We start from the raw sequence: 11693 nt of genomic DNA on the forward strand, positions 1-11693 counted from the left end.
TGGTTGAGTGGTTGCATGGTCGGACTGCCGGCGGCTATTGCGCAACGCGCCGAAGCTCGATGCGGCGCTCGGCGTTGAACGTGACGCTCGCACGGTTCGTGTACCGGGGATCGGCGGTCACGAGAAATTGCAGCTCATGTACGGGGTCGAACTGCGTCGACACGGCCAGCCGGTGCACGCCGGGACTCAGATAGAAGACAATGTGCTCGCCGTTCATCAGGTCAGCGACACGCTCGCCGTCGACGTAGACGAGCGCGTCGCGAAATCGCACGATGACGTTGTCGGTCCGCTCTCGCCGCACATCGACCGCGACCTTACCGACACCCGGCTCCGTGTAGTCCGGTTTGACAATGCGCTCGGCGGGCACCGCCTTGAACGGCACCGGTTCCGCAGGCGTCGCCGCACATGCGGCCACACATAGCGCGGCTACCGTCAGCGCAACACGGGCGAACGCCGTCTTCACCACGCTCGTTATTGTTTGTAACGCACGCTCGGGCGCGTCGCGACTGCCGTGACGGACAGCAAGCAGCGGTAAGCGCATCAGTCGTCTCCGTTGGCTGCTTTCAGTTTGTTCGCTGATTGTTCTTTGCGCCGCTGCTGCTCGCGCCGCCTGTTCGCATTCGCCCTGAACGATTCCATCCTGCCGATTGCATCGGCGGCGCCGGAGCGCCGCCGCCCAGACCACGCGCTCACACTATGCGTCAAACGGATTCACCACCCGCGCGCCGGTGCCCACGAAGTCGTCCGTGTTACGCGTAACGACCGTGAGGTTGTATATCAGCGCCGTCGCGGCTATCAGCTTGTCGAGCGCGTGCTCCGCGTGCGGTACACGCAGGCGGCCCCACGTTTGTGCGACATCGTCCCCGACCGTCAGGATGTGATTCGCGAACGACTTGAGGAGCGTATCCAGCCACTCCTCCAGCCGTGCCGCCTGCTCGACGTCGCCGCGATGACGCATCAGGTCAACGCCGCGCCGCAATTCGCCGATCGTGATGACCGACAGATACAGCTTGATCTGCTCCTTGGCCGCATGGTTAAAGAATTCCTGTACACCGGGGTGAGCCCCGCTGCGCTTGCGAATCTCGCTAATCACATTGGTATCAATCAAATACACGTTTGCCCTCACCTTCATCATCATTGTTGACTCGCTCGAAATCGGCATCCGCGCCGACATCGGGCATGCTCATCAGCAGCTCGGCAAAGCTGAGCTTTTTCGGGTGGTGCAGCGCCTGCGCCAGAATTTCCCGATGCTCCGCTTCAACACTGCGGCCGTTCGCCGCCGCCTGCTTGCGCAGCCGTTGCACAAGGGCCTCATCGAGGCCTCGAACCAGCAGATTGGGCATGATAGATCTCTCCAGAACTTGGCATGCTATCAATGCTATCACCTCTCGACAAAATGTAAAGGGTTGGGTAGCCGGTCGCCGCCACGACGCTTGCGCCGCGTGGTCTTCCGGGTCATGATCGGCGGCGGGACGAGCCGTTTGCGCATGGGCATCAGTAAGCCATAGGTGGAGCGCGCCGCGAAAGTCGTCCGATCGGCAACTTGTACGGGGGGCTTCAATGTGGTACTTCAGCTGGATTCTCGGCATTGGCGTCGCGTTGGGCTTTGGCATCATCAACGCGATGTGGCTCGAAGCGAAAGGCAAGTTCGCGCGCGATCCTGCAGTGCCCGCCATCGGGCATGACACGCGTGAGCCCGCACCTGCAGCGGACGGGCCGCTATAACCTGCTTCCGGTCATGTACGCGCCGTGACGTATCTCGTGTTTTTCCGCGGCCACGTGGGCACCGGCAAGACGACCGTCGCGCGGCAGATGCTTAACCCGATGATGCAGGCCAGCGGCTTACCGTTCTGCCTGCTCGACAAGGACACGCTATACGGCCGCACCGCCGCGGCGACGATGCAGGCGCTCACGGGCGACCCGCACGACCGCGACAGCCCACTTTTCCTTCAGCATTTGCGCGACCCCGAGTACCGCGGTCTGGTCGATACCGCGCGGGACAATCTTGCGCTCGGCGTGAGTGTGCTGGCGGTCGCGCCGCTATCGCGCGAAGTGCGCGAGCGGCGGCGGTTCGATCGTGAGTGGCTCCGGGTGAGAAGTGACGTCGAGATTCGCGTCGTCTGGATCGCGACACACGAGGATGTCGCAAGAAAACGGCTCGCCGCACGTGATGGATGCGCCGCTGCGCGTCACGCTGACCGCGCAGCAGCTTGATGGTCAAAACTTCAGGTCAAAACTTCGGGTGAAGATTTCGGGTGAGACCGACGGTTCAGACCGTCGCCATCGCATCGAGCGGCTGGCCTTCATACAGCTGGCCGAACCGGTTGCCGAGAAAGTCGCGCAGCAACACCTGCTCCTGCCGCACGAACCCGCTTTGCGGCAAACGCCGTTCGCGGAACAGATCGAGCACCGCGCACATCGCGCCCGCAGTCGTGATCTGGATCGCGCTCATCGGCATCCCGCATACGGTCTTCGCGAAGATCTTGCGCGTGAAAACTTCCTGCACCAGTTGGCCGTCGCGCATGCCGGTCACTGTGATGAACACCAGCACGACGTCCTGCACGGTCGACGGCACCGCGCGGCGCATAATCGACTTCAGCGTGTCGCGATCGGTCGACAGGCGCAGATCTTCGAGCAGGAACTGCATCAGATCGCGATGGCCCGGATAGCGCACCGACTTGTAATCGAGCGATTCGACCCGGCCGGCCAGCGTTTCGCACAACGTGCCGAGCCCGCCCGACGTGTTGAACGCCTCATACTCGATGCCGTCCAGCGAAAAATGCTCGAGCCCTTCGAGTGGCTGAACCCATTGTGTACGGCTGTCGCGAATTGCTTCGCATGGCTGACAGTATTCATTGATGAGACCGTCGACACTCCACGTCAGGTTGTACTTCAACGCGTTGGTCGGAAACTCCGGCAGCGCGCCGACGCGCATCTTCACGTCGCGGATTTCGCTGAACCGGTTCGCAAGTTCATGCGCGGCGATGCCGATAAAGCCCGGCGCGAGACCGCATTGCGGCATGAACGCATGGTCCGCCCCGTCTGCGAGCGCGCGAATCGCGTGCGTGGCGCGCACGTCTTCGGTCAGATCGAAGTAGTGAACGCCCGCGCCCTTCGCTGCGGACGCAACATTGACGGCGAGGTAGTACGGCAATGCATTGATAAGCACATCGACGCCTTGCACGGCGGCGCGCAGCGCGGTGGCATCGACGGAATCGACGCGGCGGGTCGGAATGCCCTGGGCGGCGAGCTTGTCGAGGGCGTGCTGATCGCGGTCGAGCGCGACCACATCATAGTCGCCGGTCTCGCGCAGCATGTGAGCGATCGTGTGGCCGATCAAACCTGCACCAACGATGGCAACTTTCATGCGCTTCTCCTTTTTTGTGAGTGTCGTGGCCGGGATCGCGCGCCGCACGGTTTGCATCCCCGCGTGGCGCCCGGCGCGCAAGCCCTGACACAAAGTTTAAGGAGAAAGACGGACAGATCCTACGCACAGAACGCTGCGTATCGACCACTGTTTTCGACATTTCGACGAGACGACCGGCCGATTCGACCAAAGGCCGTAAAAGCGGCGTAAATGGCGGGGGCACGCGCGCCTTGCGCAGTGCGCTGGGGGCGACGCGCCGCCCGGCCGCCTAGCCACGCTCGTCGCCGATCATCCCGCGATCGATCTTGCGCGCGAGGATGATCGACGTGGTCGTGCGTTCGACGCCCGCCAGACCGCCGATCTGGTCGAGCAGCTCGTTGAGCCGGTCGGGCGAATCGGCACGCAGCCACGCGACATAGTCGAACTCGCCGCTCACCGCGCACAGCAGTTGCACCTCGGGCATCTTCGCGAGCCGCTTCTGCACGTCCGGTCCGTGTTTCGGCGCGATGATGAGGCCCACATACGCAAATATGCTCGCGTCGAGTACGTCCTGGCCGAGCCGCACGCCATAGCCGGCAATCACGTTGGTCTTTTCGAGCCGCGCAATGCGTGCGATCACCGTCGTGCGCGCGACGCCAAGCTGGCGCGCCAGGTTCGCGACGCTTTCGCGCGCATTGTTCTGCAGCAACGCAACGAGGTTGCGGTCGAGGTCGTCGAGTTGATCGAGGCGCGGTGGTCTCATTGAAAACGCGGGTTCAGGTTGACGGGGACGGGCCGGAGTTCGCCGATTATGCCTGTGTTCCGCACGCCGGCGCTGACCGTCGCATCAGCATGAGCCCGCGGTACTAGCGCGCAGCGGTCTTTCCATACGGTTCCGGCTGTGCCGCGAACTGCCGGCCGAGCGTCTGACGCGCCCGCACGATCCGCTTCATCACCGTGTTGACCGGCACGCCGAGCACGTGCGCCGCCTCGTCGTAACTGAGCGCTTCGACCGCGACCAGCAGCATCGCCATGCGTTGCGCATGCGGCAGTTGATCCACCGCCGCGACGATCCGCTGGCCTGGCGCGACGCAGGTGGGATCGAACGCAATCGGTTGAACGGTGCTTTGCACCTGGGGCGGCGGCTGCGCGTGCTTCCTGAGCGTGCGCGCGTTGGGCGCACGCCACTCGTCGATCCAGATCCGATAGGCAATTGCATAGATCCTGCACAGCGGCCGTATCCCGTGCAACCCGGGCCCGACACGCTGGCTGGCGCGCAAGCAGGTCTTTCGAGTGAGTTCTTCCGCATCGATCCGATCGCAGGTCATTCGACATGCGAATGTCCATAGCCTCGGCAGCAGGTCCGGAAGCATTCCGGCCAGTTCCGTCGTATTCGCCAACTTGATTCCTCAGTGGAGTGGTAGTGCGGCAACGCGCCGTGACGGGTTGCTTTCATGATGGGCACGCGGATCCGCGTCGCGATACCAGCGCAATCGCGCATCCGGCGACGCGTGGCGAAATCGCGCATCGCATTGGCAAAACGACTGTCCGTCACGCAATTTCATTAAACTTTTTCCGGACTGCGTCGCTTTCAGGTTAAACCTGCATTTCGTCCGTTCGTCGATCGACGCGAGACAGGTGTATCGGTGTCCGATGCAATCGCGCAACGAGGCCCTTTCGGTGTGCCTGCGGCCAGTCAATCGGCGTAAGCTTCTATCGCGCGCCGCGCGCGCACCGTGCGAAAGGAAAGTGCCGCCGCTCTCTGCACGGCGACGCGCACGTGCTACTTCGTAAGCCAGCAGGGAATATCCAGGTGCAGCAGGTGTTGTATCGGCGCCGTCACGCGCATTCGATGCCTGGCGTGCCGTCCCATCATCGTTGACGAGGAGCAGATATGCACGCGACCACGGTCCACCCGTGCGACGAACGGCTGCCCGCAGGCCGGCTGCTGACGCTTGGCTTGCAGCATGTGCTGGTGATGTACGCCGGCGCGATCGCGGTCCCGCTGATCGTCGGCAGCGCGCTGAAAATGCCGAAGGACCAGATCGCGTTCCTGATCAGCGCGGATCTGTTCGCATGCGGTATCGCCACGCTGATCCAGACGCTCGGCATCGGCATCTTCGGCATCCGGCTGCCGATCATCATGGGTTGCACGTTCACCGCGGTCGGCCCGATGATCGCGATCGGCTCGAATCCGAACCTCGGCATCCTTGATATCTTCGGCTCGACGATCGCCTCCGGCGTGATCGGCATCCTGCTTGCGCCGGCCATCGGCAAGCTGCTGCGGCTGTTTCCGCCGGTCGTGGTCGGCACTGTGATTGCAGTGATCGGCCTGTCGCTGATGGAAGTCGGTATCAACTGGGCAGCAGGCGGGGTTGGGAATCCTGAATACGGCAATCCGGTTTTTCTGGGTCTGGCGCTCGCCGTCCTGTTGCTGATCCTGCTCGTCAACCGCTTCGGCAAGGGCTTTATCGCGAGCATCTCCGTTCTGTTGGGCATTGTCGCCGGCTTTGCGATCGCAGCCCTCATCGGCCGCGTGAACCTCGACGGGGTCGCCAGCGCGCCATGGATCGGCGCAGTCGTGCCGTTCCGTTTCGGCGTGCCGCACTTCGACCCGGTGTCGGTCGCGACGATGACGATCGTGATGTTCGTTACATTCATCGAATCGACCGGGATGTTCCTCGCGGTCGGCGACATGGTCGGCCGCCCGGTCGATCAGAAGGCGCTCGTGCGCGGCTTGCGCGTGGACGGTCTGGGCACGCTGATCGGCGGCATCTTCAATGCGTTTCCCTACACGTCGTTCTCGCAGAATGTCGGGCTGGTCGGCGTGACCGGCGTCAGAAGCCGCTTCGTATGCGCGACGAGCGGTGCGATTCTGATCGTGCTCGGACTCGTGCCGAAACTGGCGCAGGTGGTCGCGTCGATTCCGGCGTTCGTGCTTGGCGGCGCCGGCATCGTGATGTTCGGCATGGTCGCGGCAAACGGCATCAAGGTGTTGTCGGGCGTCGACTTCGCGAAGAATCATCACAACCTGTTCATCGTCGCGGTCAGCATCGGACTCGGGCTCGTGCCGGTGGTCTCGCCGCAGTTCTTCGCCAAGCTGCCGCCGGCGCTGTCGCCGCTTCTGCATAGCGGTATTCTGCTTGCCGCGGCTTCAGCAGTCGTGCTGAATCTGATCTTCAACGGAATACGCGGAGAACGCGCGGCACTGCGCGATATTCAGCGCATGAGCCACTGACACGCAACGCGCATCGCGGGTAACGGTCGCGAGCGCAGTCTGCAAGCTGACAATTCCATTCACGCGCATTGACCGTTCGTTTCGGTTGTAAGTAGTTGTCGCAATGGCGTCGCATTGCACCGATATCGTGGTATTAATATGTATGGCAAATCGCGGGGTTGTCGCGAAACCGGGTTCAACGGCCATGGCGTTGTCGCACACATCGCATTGCGCCGCGCGATTTCGTGTTCAGATTACGTTTTCCTGCCCTACCTCGATACCAACAGACATCAGGAGTCTCGATGAAAAAAACGCTCGTTTTGCTCGTTTCAGCACTCTCGATCAGCAGCGCATTCGCGCAAACCGCGGCGCCGTCCGCTGCGCCCGCGATGTCGGCCGCATCCAGCGCGGACAAGTCCGCTCGCCGTGAGGAGCGTGTCGAACAACGCATCGCTTATCTGCATCAGGCGCTCAAGATCACGCCGCAACAGGAAACGCAATGGAATGCGTTCGCTGACGTCATGCGCGGCAACGGCCAGACGATGGCGAAGCTCTTCCAGGAGCGCCACGCAAACAAGGACATCTCCGCGCTCGACAACATGAAGCAATATGCGGAGATCACGCAAGCGCATGCGGATGATATGAAGAAGCTTGTCGATGCATTCCAGCCGCTGTACGACAGCATGCCGCCGGAGCAGAAGAAGCTCGCTGACACGACATTCCGCGAAGCGCCGCCGCAAGGTGGGCGTGGTTCGCGAAGCAGCGGCAAGAAGGCCGCACCGGCCAACGAATAAACGGTCGAACCTTAAGACGGCCGACGTGTCGCGCCGCAGCAGCGCGCGCCGGACACAAGCACGGTGCGCCGGCCAATCGAATGCCTGCCTCGAACGGCAGGCATTTTTGTTTGTCAGGCGGCCGCCGCGCGGTAATCTGGCATCATTCGGGTCCTGACGCGGCGCGATCGTCGCGACACCCCGTGCCTTTGCCCACTTCGCTGCAACGCCCGTCATGATCGAATTGAAGAACGTCGATTTACGCACCGACCCGCACGCACAACGCGTCGTAAAAGATGAAACGGTCACCGTCGAATTCGCCGGCGGCGACGGCGAACTGATGAGCCTCGAAGGCCCGAACCGCTATCGGGCCGGCGACGCGCTGATCACCGGCGCCACCGGCGAGCGCTGGGTGGTATCGCGCGATCGCTTCGATGCGAAATACGCACCGGCTGATCCCGCGACGTCGCACGGCACGCCTGGCCCCTATCGCAATCGCCCGGCAGTGGTGCTCGCAAAGCAAATGAATGACGCGTTCTCGCTCGCGCGCACGGCCGCGGGTGGCGACGTACTGCATGGAACAGCCGGCGACTGGGTGATGCAATACGCGCCCGGCGATTACGGCGTCGTGCAGGCCGCGCGCTTTGCGAAGGTCTATCGCCGCGCGCTTTAAACCCCGTGCGTTAAACCCCAAGCGGTAATCCCCACGCGTTAAACCCTCTGCCCGCGCACACCCGGTGCGACACGAGCGTGCACGTCAGGCAAACTCGTCGCCAAGTTCGACCGTGACTTCACGCGGCACGGCTTCGCCGTTCGCATACTGCTCTTCGAGCGAGCCAAGCGACGCTTCGACAAACGCACACAGCACCGCAAAGCTGCGTGCGCGCGCACGCGGCGGCAACGCGCGGTAACGGGCGAAGGCGGCCGGTGCAATCACCACGCTCATTGTCATCCGGCGCGCGGTTGCGCCGAAGCGCATCGCAACCCACTGAACCGCCAGAACCGGCGCGCCGTGCTCTTGCGCGGGCTGTTCGACAAAGCGCGTCTGCTCAGGAAACAGATCGCTGATGACGCGCGCCAGCTCTTCGATTTCCGCGCTGGTGCACTCGTATTGGTAGGCTTCCATGTCGTAACAGAATGAATGTGAAACGGCGTGACGCGGCGCTCAGTCCGCACGCACCGGATGCATCGTCTGCGCGTCACGGCGAAACAGCCGGACAAGGCCGATTGCGATCGGCACCGCGATCAGCACATAGATCGTATCGACGACCACCAGCGGCAGCGCCTGCGTCTGCGATAACGCGGCCGGCACTTCGATCAGTGCGTGCGCCGCGATCGCGAGCGGCAGCACCGCAACCGAACCGGCGCGCACGCCGCGCCACATGAGCACCGACAGGCCGATCTGAAACACCAGTGCCGCGCCGCGCTCGAGGATAAACACGCCCGCAGCGGCCGGCGTCAGGCTCACGACAAGCAGATGAATGCGCATCAACGTATCGATCGACAACCCCGACAGCGCGCTGCCGAGCCTGCCGGCATTCTCGAGCCATGCAAACACAATCCACTGCACCTGCACGAGCACGCCGGTGAACCAGAGCTCGGCGCCGCCGTGGCCCAGTCCGTACGCGAGCGCGAGCGACTCGCGCGGCGACTCGGCCGCGGCGCTCTCCTTTGCTCGATGGCGTTTGAACAGCCAACGCATCGCGAGAAAACGCCCGACCTCCTGGCAGATGCCGATCGACAATACGCCGACAATCACGAACACCGTCGGATTGGTCAGCCACCCGGCAAGCGTCGGATTCACCCTCAGCAGAAAGTCGTTCAACGCACGCTCGATCAACATCGCAAACAGCGCGAACACGCCGATCCCGAGGATCGCGGGGCGCCGGTTGAGCCCGAGCGGCTCGCGCACCCGGAAATAGAGGACGAACGGCAACGCGGCCATCAACAACGTCGCGGCAATCAGGCAGGCGAGCGTAAACGGTGCAACGGGCATGAGCTTCCTTATGAGAGTCGGGAGAGTCGGGGTTGGGCGGCCTGGCCACGCATGATGGCAGGCTGAGCGGAGCGCTTCGGTCGCGCGCCGCAGCCCGAATGATCGCAGATCAGCGCGAAGTCGACGCGGGTTCGATCCATTCCCCGCGCAGCAGGCAGTCGCGCGGCCCTCGTGCCGCCCGCCATTCGTTCATGCAGAAACCCCGACCGTACACGAGCCGAGCTCGCAGGTCAGCGGGTGGATCGTTGTGATGCCGGCGGGCTCGGACCATTCCGGATCATCGATCGCCAACGGATGCCACCCGCGACGGCAAACCGGACGCGCAACCCGACGGCAAGCTCATCGCGCGAGCGCCTCGCGGTTGACGATATTGCGTGTGAGCGTGCCCTGCAATGCGCTGATCAGGTTCTCTGCCGCGCAGCGCGCCATCGCGTGCCGTGTTTCGTGGGTCGCCGAGCCGATATGCGGCAGAGCGACCACATTGCGCATCGTGAGCAGCGGCGAATCGGCGGCAAGCGGCTCCTGTTCGAACACGTCGAGACCGGCTGCGAGGATCGTGCCCGATCGCAATGCATCGATCAGCGCCGCTTCGTCGACGACCGGGCCACGCGCTGCATTGATCAGAATTGCGCTTTTCTTCATTGCGTTGAATTGCGGTGCGCCGATCATATGACGCGTCTCGTCCGAGAGCGGCATTTGCAGGCAGACGAAATCCGACTCTTCGAGCAGCGCGCGCAGCTCGACACGACGCGCGCCGTATTGCCGCTCCGCGTCCGGGTTCGGCGAGCGATTCGTGTACAACACCTTCATGCTGAAGCCGAGCGCCGCACGGCGCGCAACCGCGCCGCCGATGCGCCCCAGACCGACGATGCCCAGCGTCTTGCGCTGCACCTCGACGCCGAACTGCGCAGGCCCGACGCTATGCGTCCACTGCCCCGCCTTGACCCAGTCGGCCAGTTCGACGACGCGCCGCGCAGTCGCGAGAATCAGCGCGAATACGGTGTCCGCGGTCGACTCGGTCAACACGTCCGGTGTGTGCGTCAGCACGATGCGACGCCGCGTCAGATCCGCGACGTCGAACGCGTCGTAGCCGACCGAAATGGTCGACAGCGCCTTGAGCCGCGACGCGCCGTCGAGCATCGCGGGCGTGATCCGCACGGTCGAACCGATCGCGCCGTCCGCGTCTTTCAGCGCAGCGACGAATGGGTCGTGCTGAGTTCCGTCCACTTCGACGACTTCCGCGTGTTCGCGCAGATACGCGAGCACATCGTCCGGCACCGGCTTGTATACGACGATTCTGCTTTTCATCGATTCATTTTCCTTACAGTGGAGTGAGTGGCGAGCGCGCGACGTTCATGCGCTTGCGGTTTGACCGCGCGCCCGGCAGCGGCGCCCGTCAGTCTTCCGCAAGGCACAGCGCGAGAAATCCGCCGACCAGCCGGGACGGCGCGCTCGCGTGCGGCACGAGAATCGAAAAGCGACGCGCGAGCTGCGGGATGAACGAGCAGCAGCACAGCGCGTCGTCCTCATGACGCATCGACATCGCCGACACAAAGCCGATGCCCATCCCGGCGCGCACCGCTTCCTTCACGCCCTCGACGCCCGCGATTTCGAGCACCACGCGCATCGGCGCACCGGCCTGCGCAAACGCGCGTTCGACCAGTTGCCGCACGCCGGAGCCCGCCTCGCGCAACACCAGCGGCTCGGCACTGAGCTGCGCGAGCGACACGCCGCGTGCGCACCCTTGTGCCGCGAGCGGATGGGTGCGCGGCATGATCGCGACGATCTCGTCTTGGCGCCACGGATGGACTGCCGTATCCGGCGGCAGTTCCGGGCCGGCAACGCCTTCGATCAGCGCGATATCGAGCGAACCGAGCCCACCGACGATTTCCGACGTATTGCCCCCCGCCGTATGCACCGTCACCTCCGGGTAGCGCCGCTGGAACCCGGCGATCAGATACGGCAGCAGATAGCTCGCCGGCGTCGTGCTTGCGCCGATGCGCAACATGCCGCACTCCATGCCGCGCAACGCATCGCGGTACGCGTGCGCCTGGCGCCACGTATCGCGCAGCCGGGCCGCGTAGCTGGCGAGCTGCTCGCCAGCGGGCGTCAGGCGCACGCCGCGCCCGTCGCGCAGATACAGCGGCTCGCCGAATTCATCCTGCAACTGCCGCAGCTGGCCGGACACGGCCGGCTGCGACAGATGAAGCGCCACCGACGCGCGGCTGATATTCCGGTGCTCGGCGACGGCGGCGAAAGTTATAAGCTGATCGGGGGTCATGGAAGAAAAATATCGGATCAGCCTATATTTTACGTCACAAATCATGATTTTTCATATCGATATACTCAAATTAGGATTAG

Annotated in this window: 14 protein-coding genes and 1 pseudogene; 5 read left to right on the forward strand and 10 right to left on the reverse strand. The window is 63.6% G+C overall.

What is annotated here, in order from left to right; translation table 11 throughout:
• Positions 1 to 34 precede the first annotated feature (34 nt).
• The 3 genes from HV796_RS31310 to HV796_RS31320 all read right to left on the reverse strand — a co-directional run bounded on the left by HV796_RS31310 (position 35) and on the right by HV796_RS31320 (position 1343).
• On the reverse strand, positions 35 to 541 hold the full coding sequence (locus HV796_RS31310; RefSeq protein ID WP_246356132.1) for a DUF2846 domain-containing protein: 507 nt from the start codon (positions 539 to 541) through the stop codon (positions 35 to 37).
• A gap of 153 nt (positions 542 to 694) precedes the next feature.
• The gene (locus HV796_RS31315) at positions 695 to 1114 is read right to left on the reverse strand and encodes a type II toxin-antitoxin system VapC family toxin (RefSeq protein WP_175231648.1); all 420 of its coding nucleotides are present in this window, start codon (positions 1112 to 1114) and stop codon (positions 695 to 697) included.
• Complete coding sequence (locus HV796_RS31320; protein ID WP_175231650.1) at positions 1101 to 1343, reverse strand: FitA-like ribbon-helix-helix domain-containing protein; 243 nt, start codon at positions 1341 to 1343, stop codon at positions 1101 to 1103. The genes HV796_RS31315 and HV796_RS31320 overlap by 14 nt, the downstream gene beginning before the upstream one ends.
• Positions 1344 to 1560: 217 nt before the next feature.
• Here HV796_RS31320 and cydX point away from each other — a divergent pair, with 217 nt between their 5' ends.
• Entirely contained in the window at positions 1561 to 1725 is a 165-nt protein-coding gene (gene cydX, locus HV796_RS31325) for a cytochrome bd-I oxidase subunit CydX (protein ID WP_175231652.1), read from the forward strand.
• Positions 1726 to 1749: 24 nt separating this feature from the next.
• Positions 1750 to 2169, forward strand: a pseudogene (locus HV796_RS31330) (P-loop nucleotide/nucleoside kinase family protein); the annotation flags it as partial.
• A gap of 100 nt (positions 2170 to 2269) precedes the next feature.
• On the opposite strand, the gene HV796_RS31335 reads toward HV796_RS31330, so the two are convergent.
• The 3 genes from HV796_RS31335 to HV796_RS31345 form a co-directional block, all read right to left on the reverse strand.
• Complete coding sequence (locus HV796_RS31335; RefSeq protein WP_175231656.1) at positions 2270 to 3367, reverse strand: saccharopine dehydrogenase family protein; 1098 nt, start codon at positions 3365 to 3367, stop codon at positions 2270 to 2272.
• A 268-nt stretch (positions 3368 to 3635) separates the two neighbouring features.
• A complete protein-coding gene (locus tag HV796_RS31340) occupies positions 3636 to 4109 on the reverse strand; it encodes an Lrp/AsnC family transcriptional regulator (protein ID WP_175231658.1) in 474 nt (157 codons plus the stop codon).
• A gap of 103 nt (positions 4110 to 4212) precedes the next feature.
• Entirely contained in the window at positions 4213 to 4746 is a 534-nt protein-coding gene (locus HV796_RS31345; protein WP_175231660.1) for an RNA polymerase sigma factor, read from the reverse strand.
• A gap of 494 nt (positions 4747 to 5240) precedes the next feature.
• Between HV796_RS31345 and HV796_RS31350 the strand changes: the two genes are divergently transcribed.
• From HV796_RS31350 to HV796_RS31360, 3 genes are all read left to right on the forward strand, one after another.
• On the forward strand, positions 5241 to 6584 hold the full coding sequence (locus HV796_RS31350; protein ID WP_175231662.1) for a nucleobase:cation symporter-2 family protein: 1344 nt from the start codon (positions 5241 to 5243) through the stop codon (positions 6582 to 6584).
• A gap of 281 nt (positions 6585 to 6865) precedes the next feature.
• A complete protein-coding gene (locus tag HV796_RS31355; protein ID WP_175231664.1) occupies positions 6866 to 7357 on the forward strand; it encodes a Spy/CpxP family protein refolding chaperone in 492 nt (163 codons plus the stop codon).
• Positions 7358 to 7571: 214 nt separating this feature from the next.
• Positions 7572 to 8009, forward strand: coding sequence for a PGDYG domain-containing protein (locus HV796_RS31360; protein WP_175231666.1), 438 nt, complete (start codon positions 7572 to 7574; stop codon positions 8007 to 8009).
• Between the two features lie 84 nt (positions 8010 to 8093).
• Here HV796_RS31360 and HV796_RS31365 read toward each other — a convergent pair whose 3' ends face one another.
• The 4 genes from HV796_RS31365 to HV796_RS31380 all read right to left on the reverse strand — a co-directional run bounded on the left by HV796_RS31365 (position 8094) and on the right by HV796_RS31380 (position 11613).
• Positions 8094 to 8462: a DUF3022 domain-containing protein gene (locus HV796_RS31365; RefSeq protein WP_175231668.1), complete on the reverse strand. Its 369-nt coding sequence runs from the start codon at positions 8460 to 8462 to the stop codon at positions 8094 to 8096.
• 39 nt (positions 8463 to 8501) lie between these two features.
• Positions 8502 to 9332: a YhfC family intramembrane metalloprotease gene (locus tag HV796_RS31370; RefSeq protein ID WP_175231670.1), complete on the reverse strand. Its 831-nt coding sequence runs from the start codon at positions 9330 to 9332 to the stop codon at positions 8502 to 8504.
• 339 nt (positions 9333 to 9671) lie between these two features.
• Complete coding sequence (locus HV796_RS31375) at positions 9672 to 10640, reverse strand: NAD(P)-dependent oxidoreductase (protein WP_175231672.1); 969 nt, start codon at positions 10638 to 10640, stop codon at positions 9672 to 9674.
• 88 nt (positions 10641 to 10728) lie between these two features.
• The gene (locus HV796_RS31380) at positions 10729 to 11613 is read right to left on the reverse strand and encodes a LysR family transcriptional regulator (protein WP_175231674.1); all 885 of its coding nucleotides are present in this window, start codon (positions 11611 to 11613) and stop codon (positions 10729 to 10731) included.
• Positions 11614 to 11693: the final 80 nt, after the last annotated feature.

This window comes from Paraburkholderia humisilvae (assembly GCF_902859855.1).
GTDB classification, from domain to species: domain Bacteria; phylum Pseudomonadota; class Gammaproteobacteria; order Burkholderiales; family Burkholderiaceae; genus Paraburkholderia; species Paraburkholderia humisilvae.

Excerpts from the sequence above, each read along its gene's own strand:
- HV796_RS31310 (WP_246356132.1), bottom strand. The coding sequence starts at position 541 with ATGCGCTTACCGCTGCTTGCTGTCCGTCACGGCAGTCGCGACGCGCCC.
- HV796_RS31365 (WP_175231668.1), bottom strand. The coding sequence starts at position 8,462 with ATGGAAGCCTACCAATACGAGTGCACCAGCGCGGAAATCGAAGAGCTG.
- cydX (WP_175231652.1), top strand. The coding sequence starts at position 1,561 with ATGTGGTACTTCAGCTGGATTCTCGGCATTGGCGTCGCGTTGGGCTTT.
- HV796_RS31380 (WP_175231674.1), bottom strand. The coding sequence starts at position 11,613 with ATGACCCCCGATCAGCTTATAACTTTCGCCGCCGTCGCCGAGCACCGG.
- HV796_RS31340 (WP_175231658.1), bottom strand. The coding sequence starts at position 4,109 with ATGAGACCACCGCGCCTCGATCAACTCGACGACCTCGACCGCAACCTC.
- HV796_RS31350 (WP_175231662.1), top strand. The coding sequence starts at position 5,241 with ATGCACGCGACCACGGTCCACCCGTGCGACGAACGGCTGCCCGCAGGC.
- HV796_RS31355 (WP_175231664.1), top strand. The coding sequence starts at position 6,866 with ATGAAAAAAACGCTCGTTTTGCTCGTTTCAGCACTCTCGATCAGCAGC.
- HV796_RS31370 (WP_175231670.1), bottom strand. The coding sequence starts at position 9,332 with ATGCCCGTTGCACCGTTTACGCTCGCCTGCCTGATTGCCGCGACGTTG.
- HV796_RS31360 (WP_175231666.1), top strand. The coding sequence starts at position 7,572 with ATGATCGAATTGAAGAACGTCGATTTACGCACCGACCCGCACGCACAA.
- HV796_RS31320 (WP_175231650.1), bottom strand. The coding sequence starts at position 1,343 with ATGCCCAATCTGCTGGTTCGAGGCCTCGATGAGGCCCTTGTGCAACGG.
- HV796_RS31335 (WP_175231656.1), bottom strand. The coding sequence starts at position 3,367 with ATGAAAGTTGCCATCGTTGGTGCAGGTTTGATCGGCCACACGATCGCT.
- HV796_RS31375 (WP_175231672.1), bottom strand. The coding sequence starts at position 10,640 with ATGAAAAGCAGAATCGTCGTATACAAGCCGGTGCCGGACGATGTGCTC.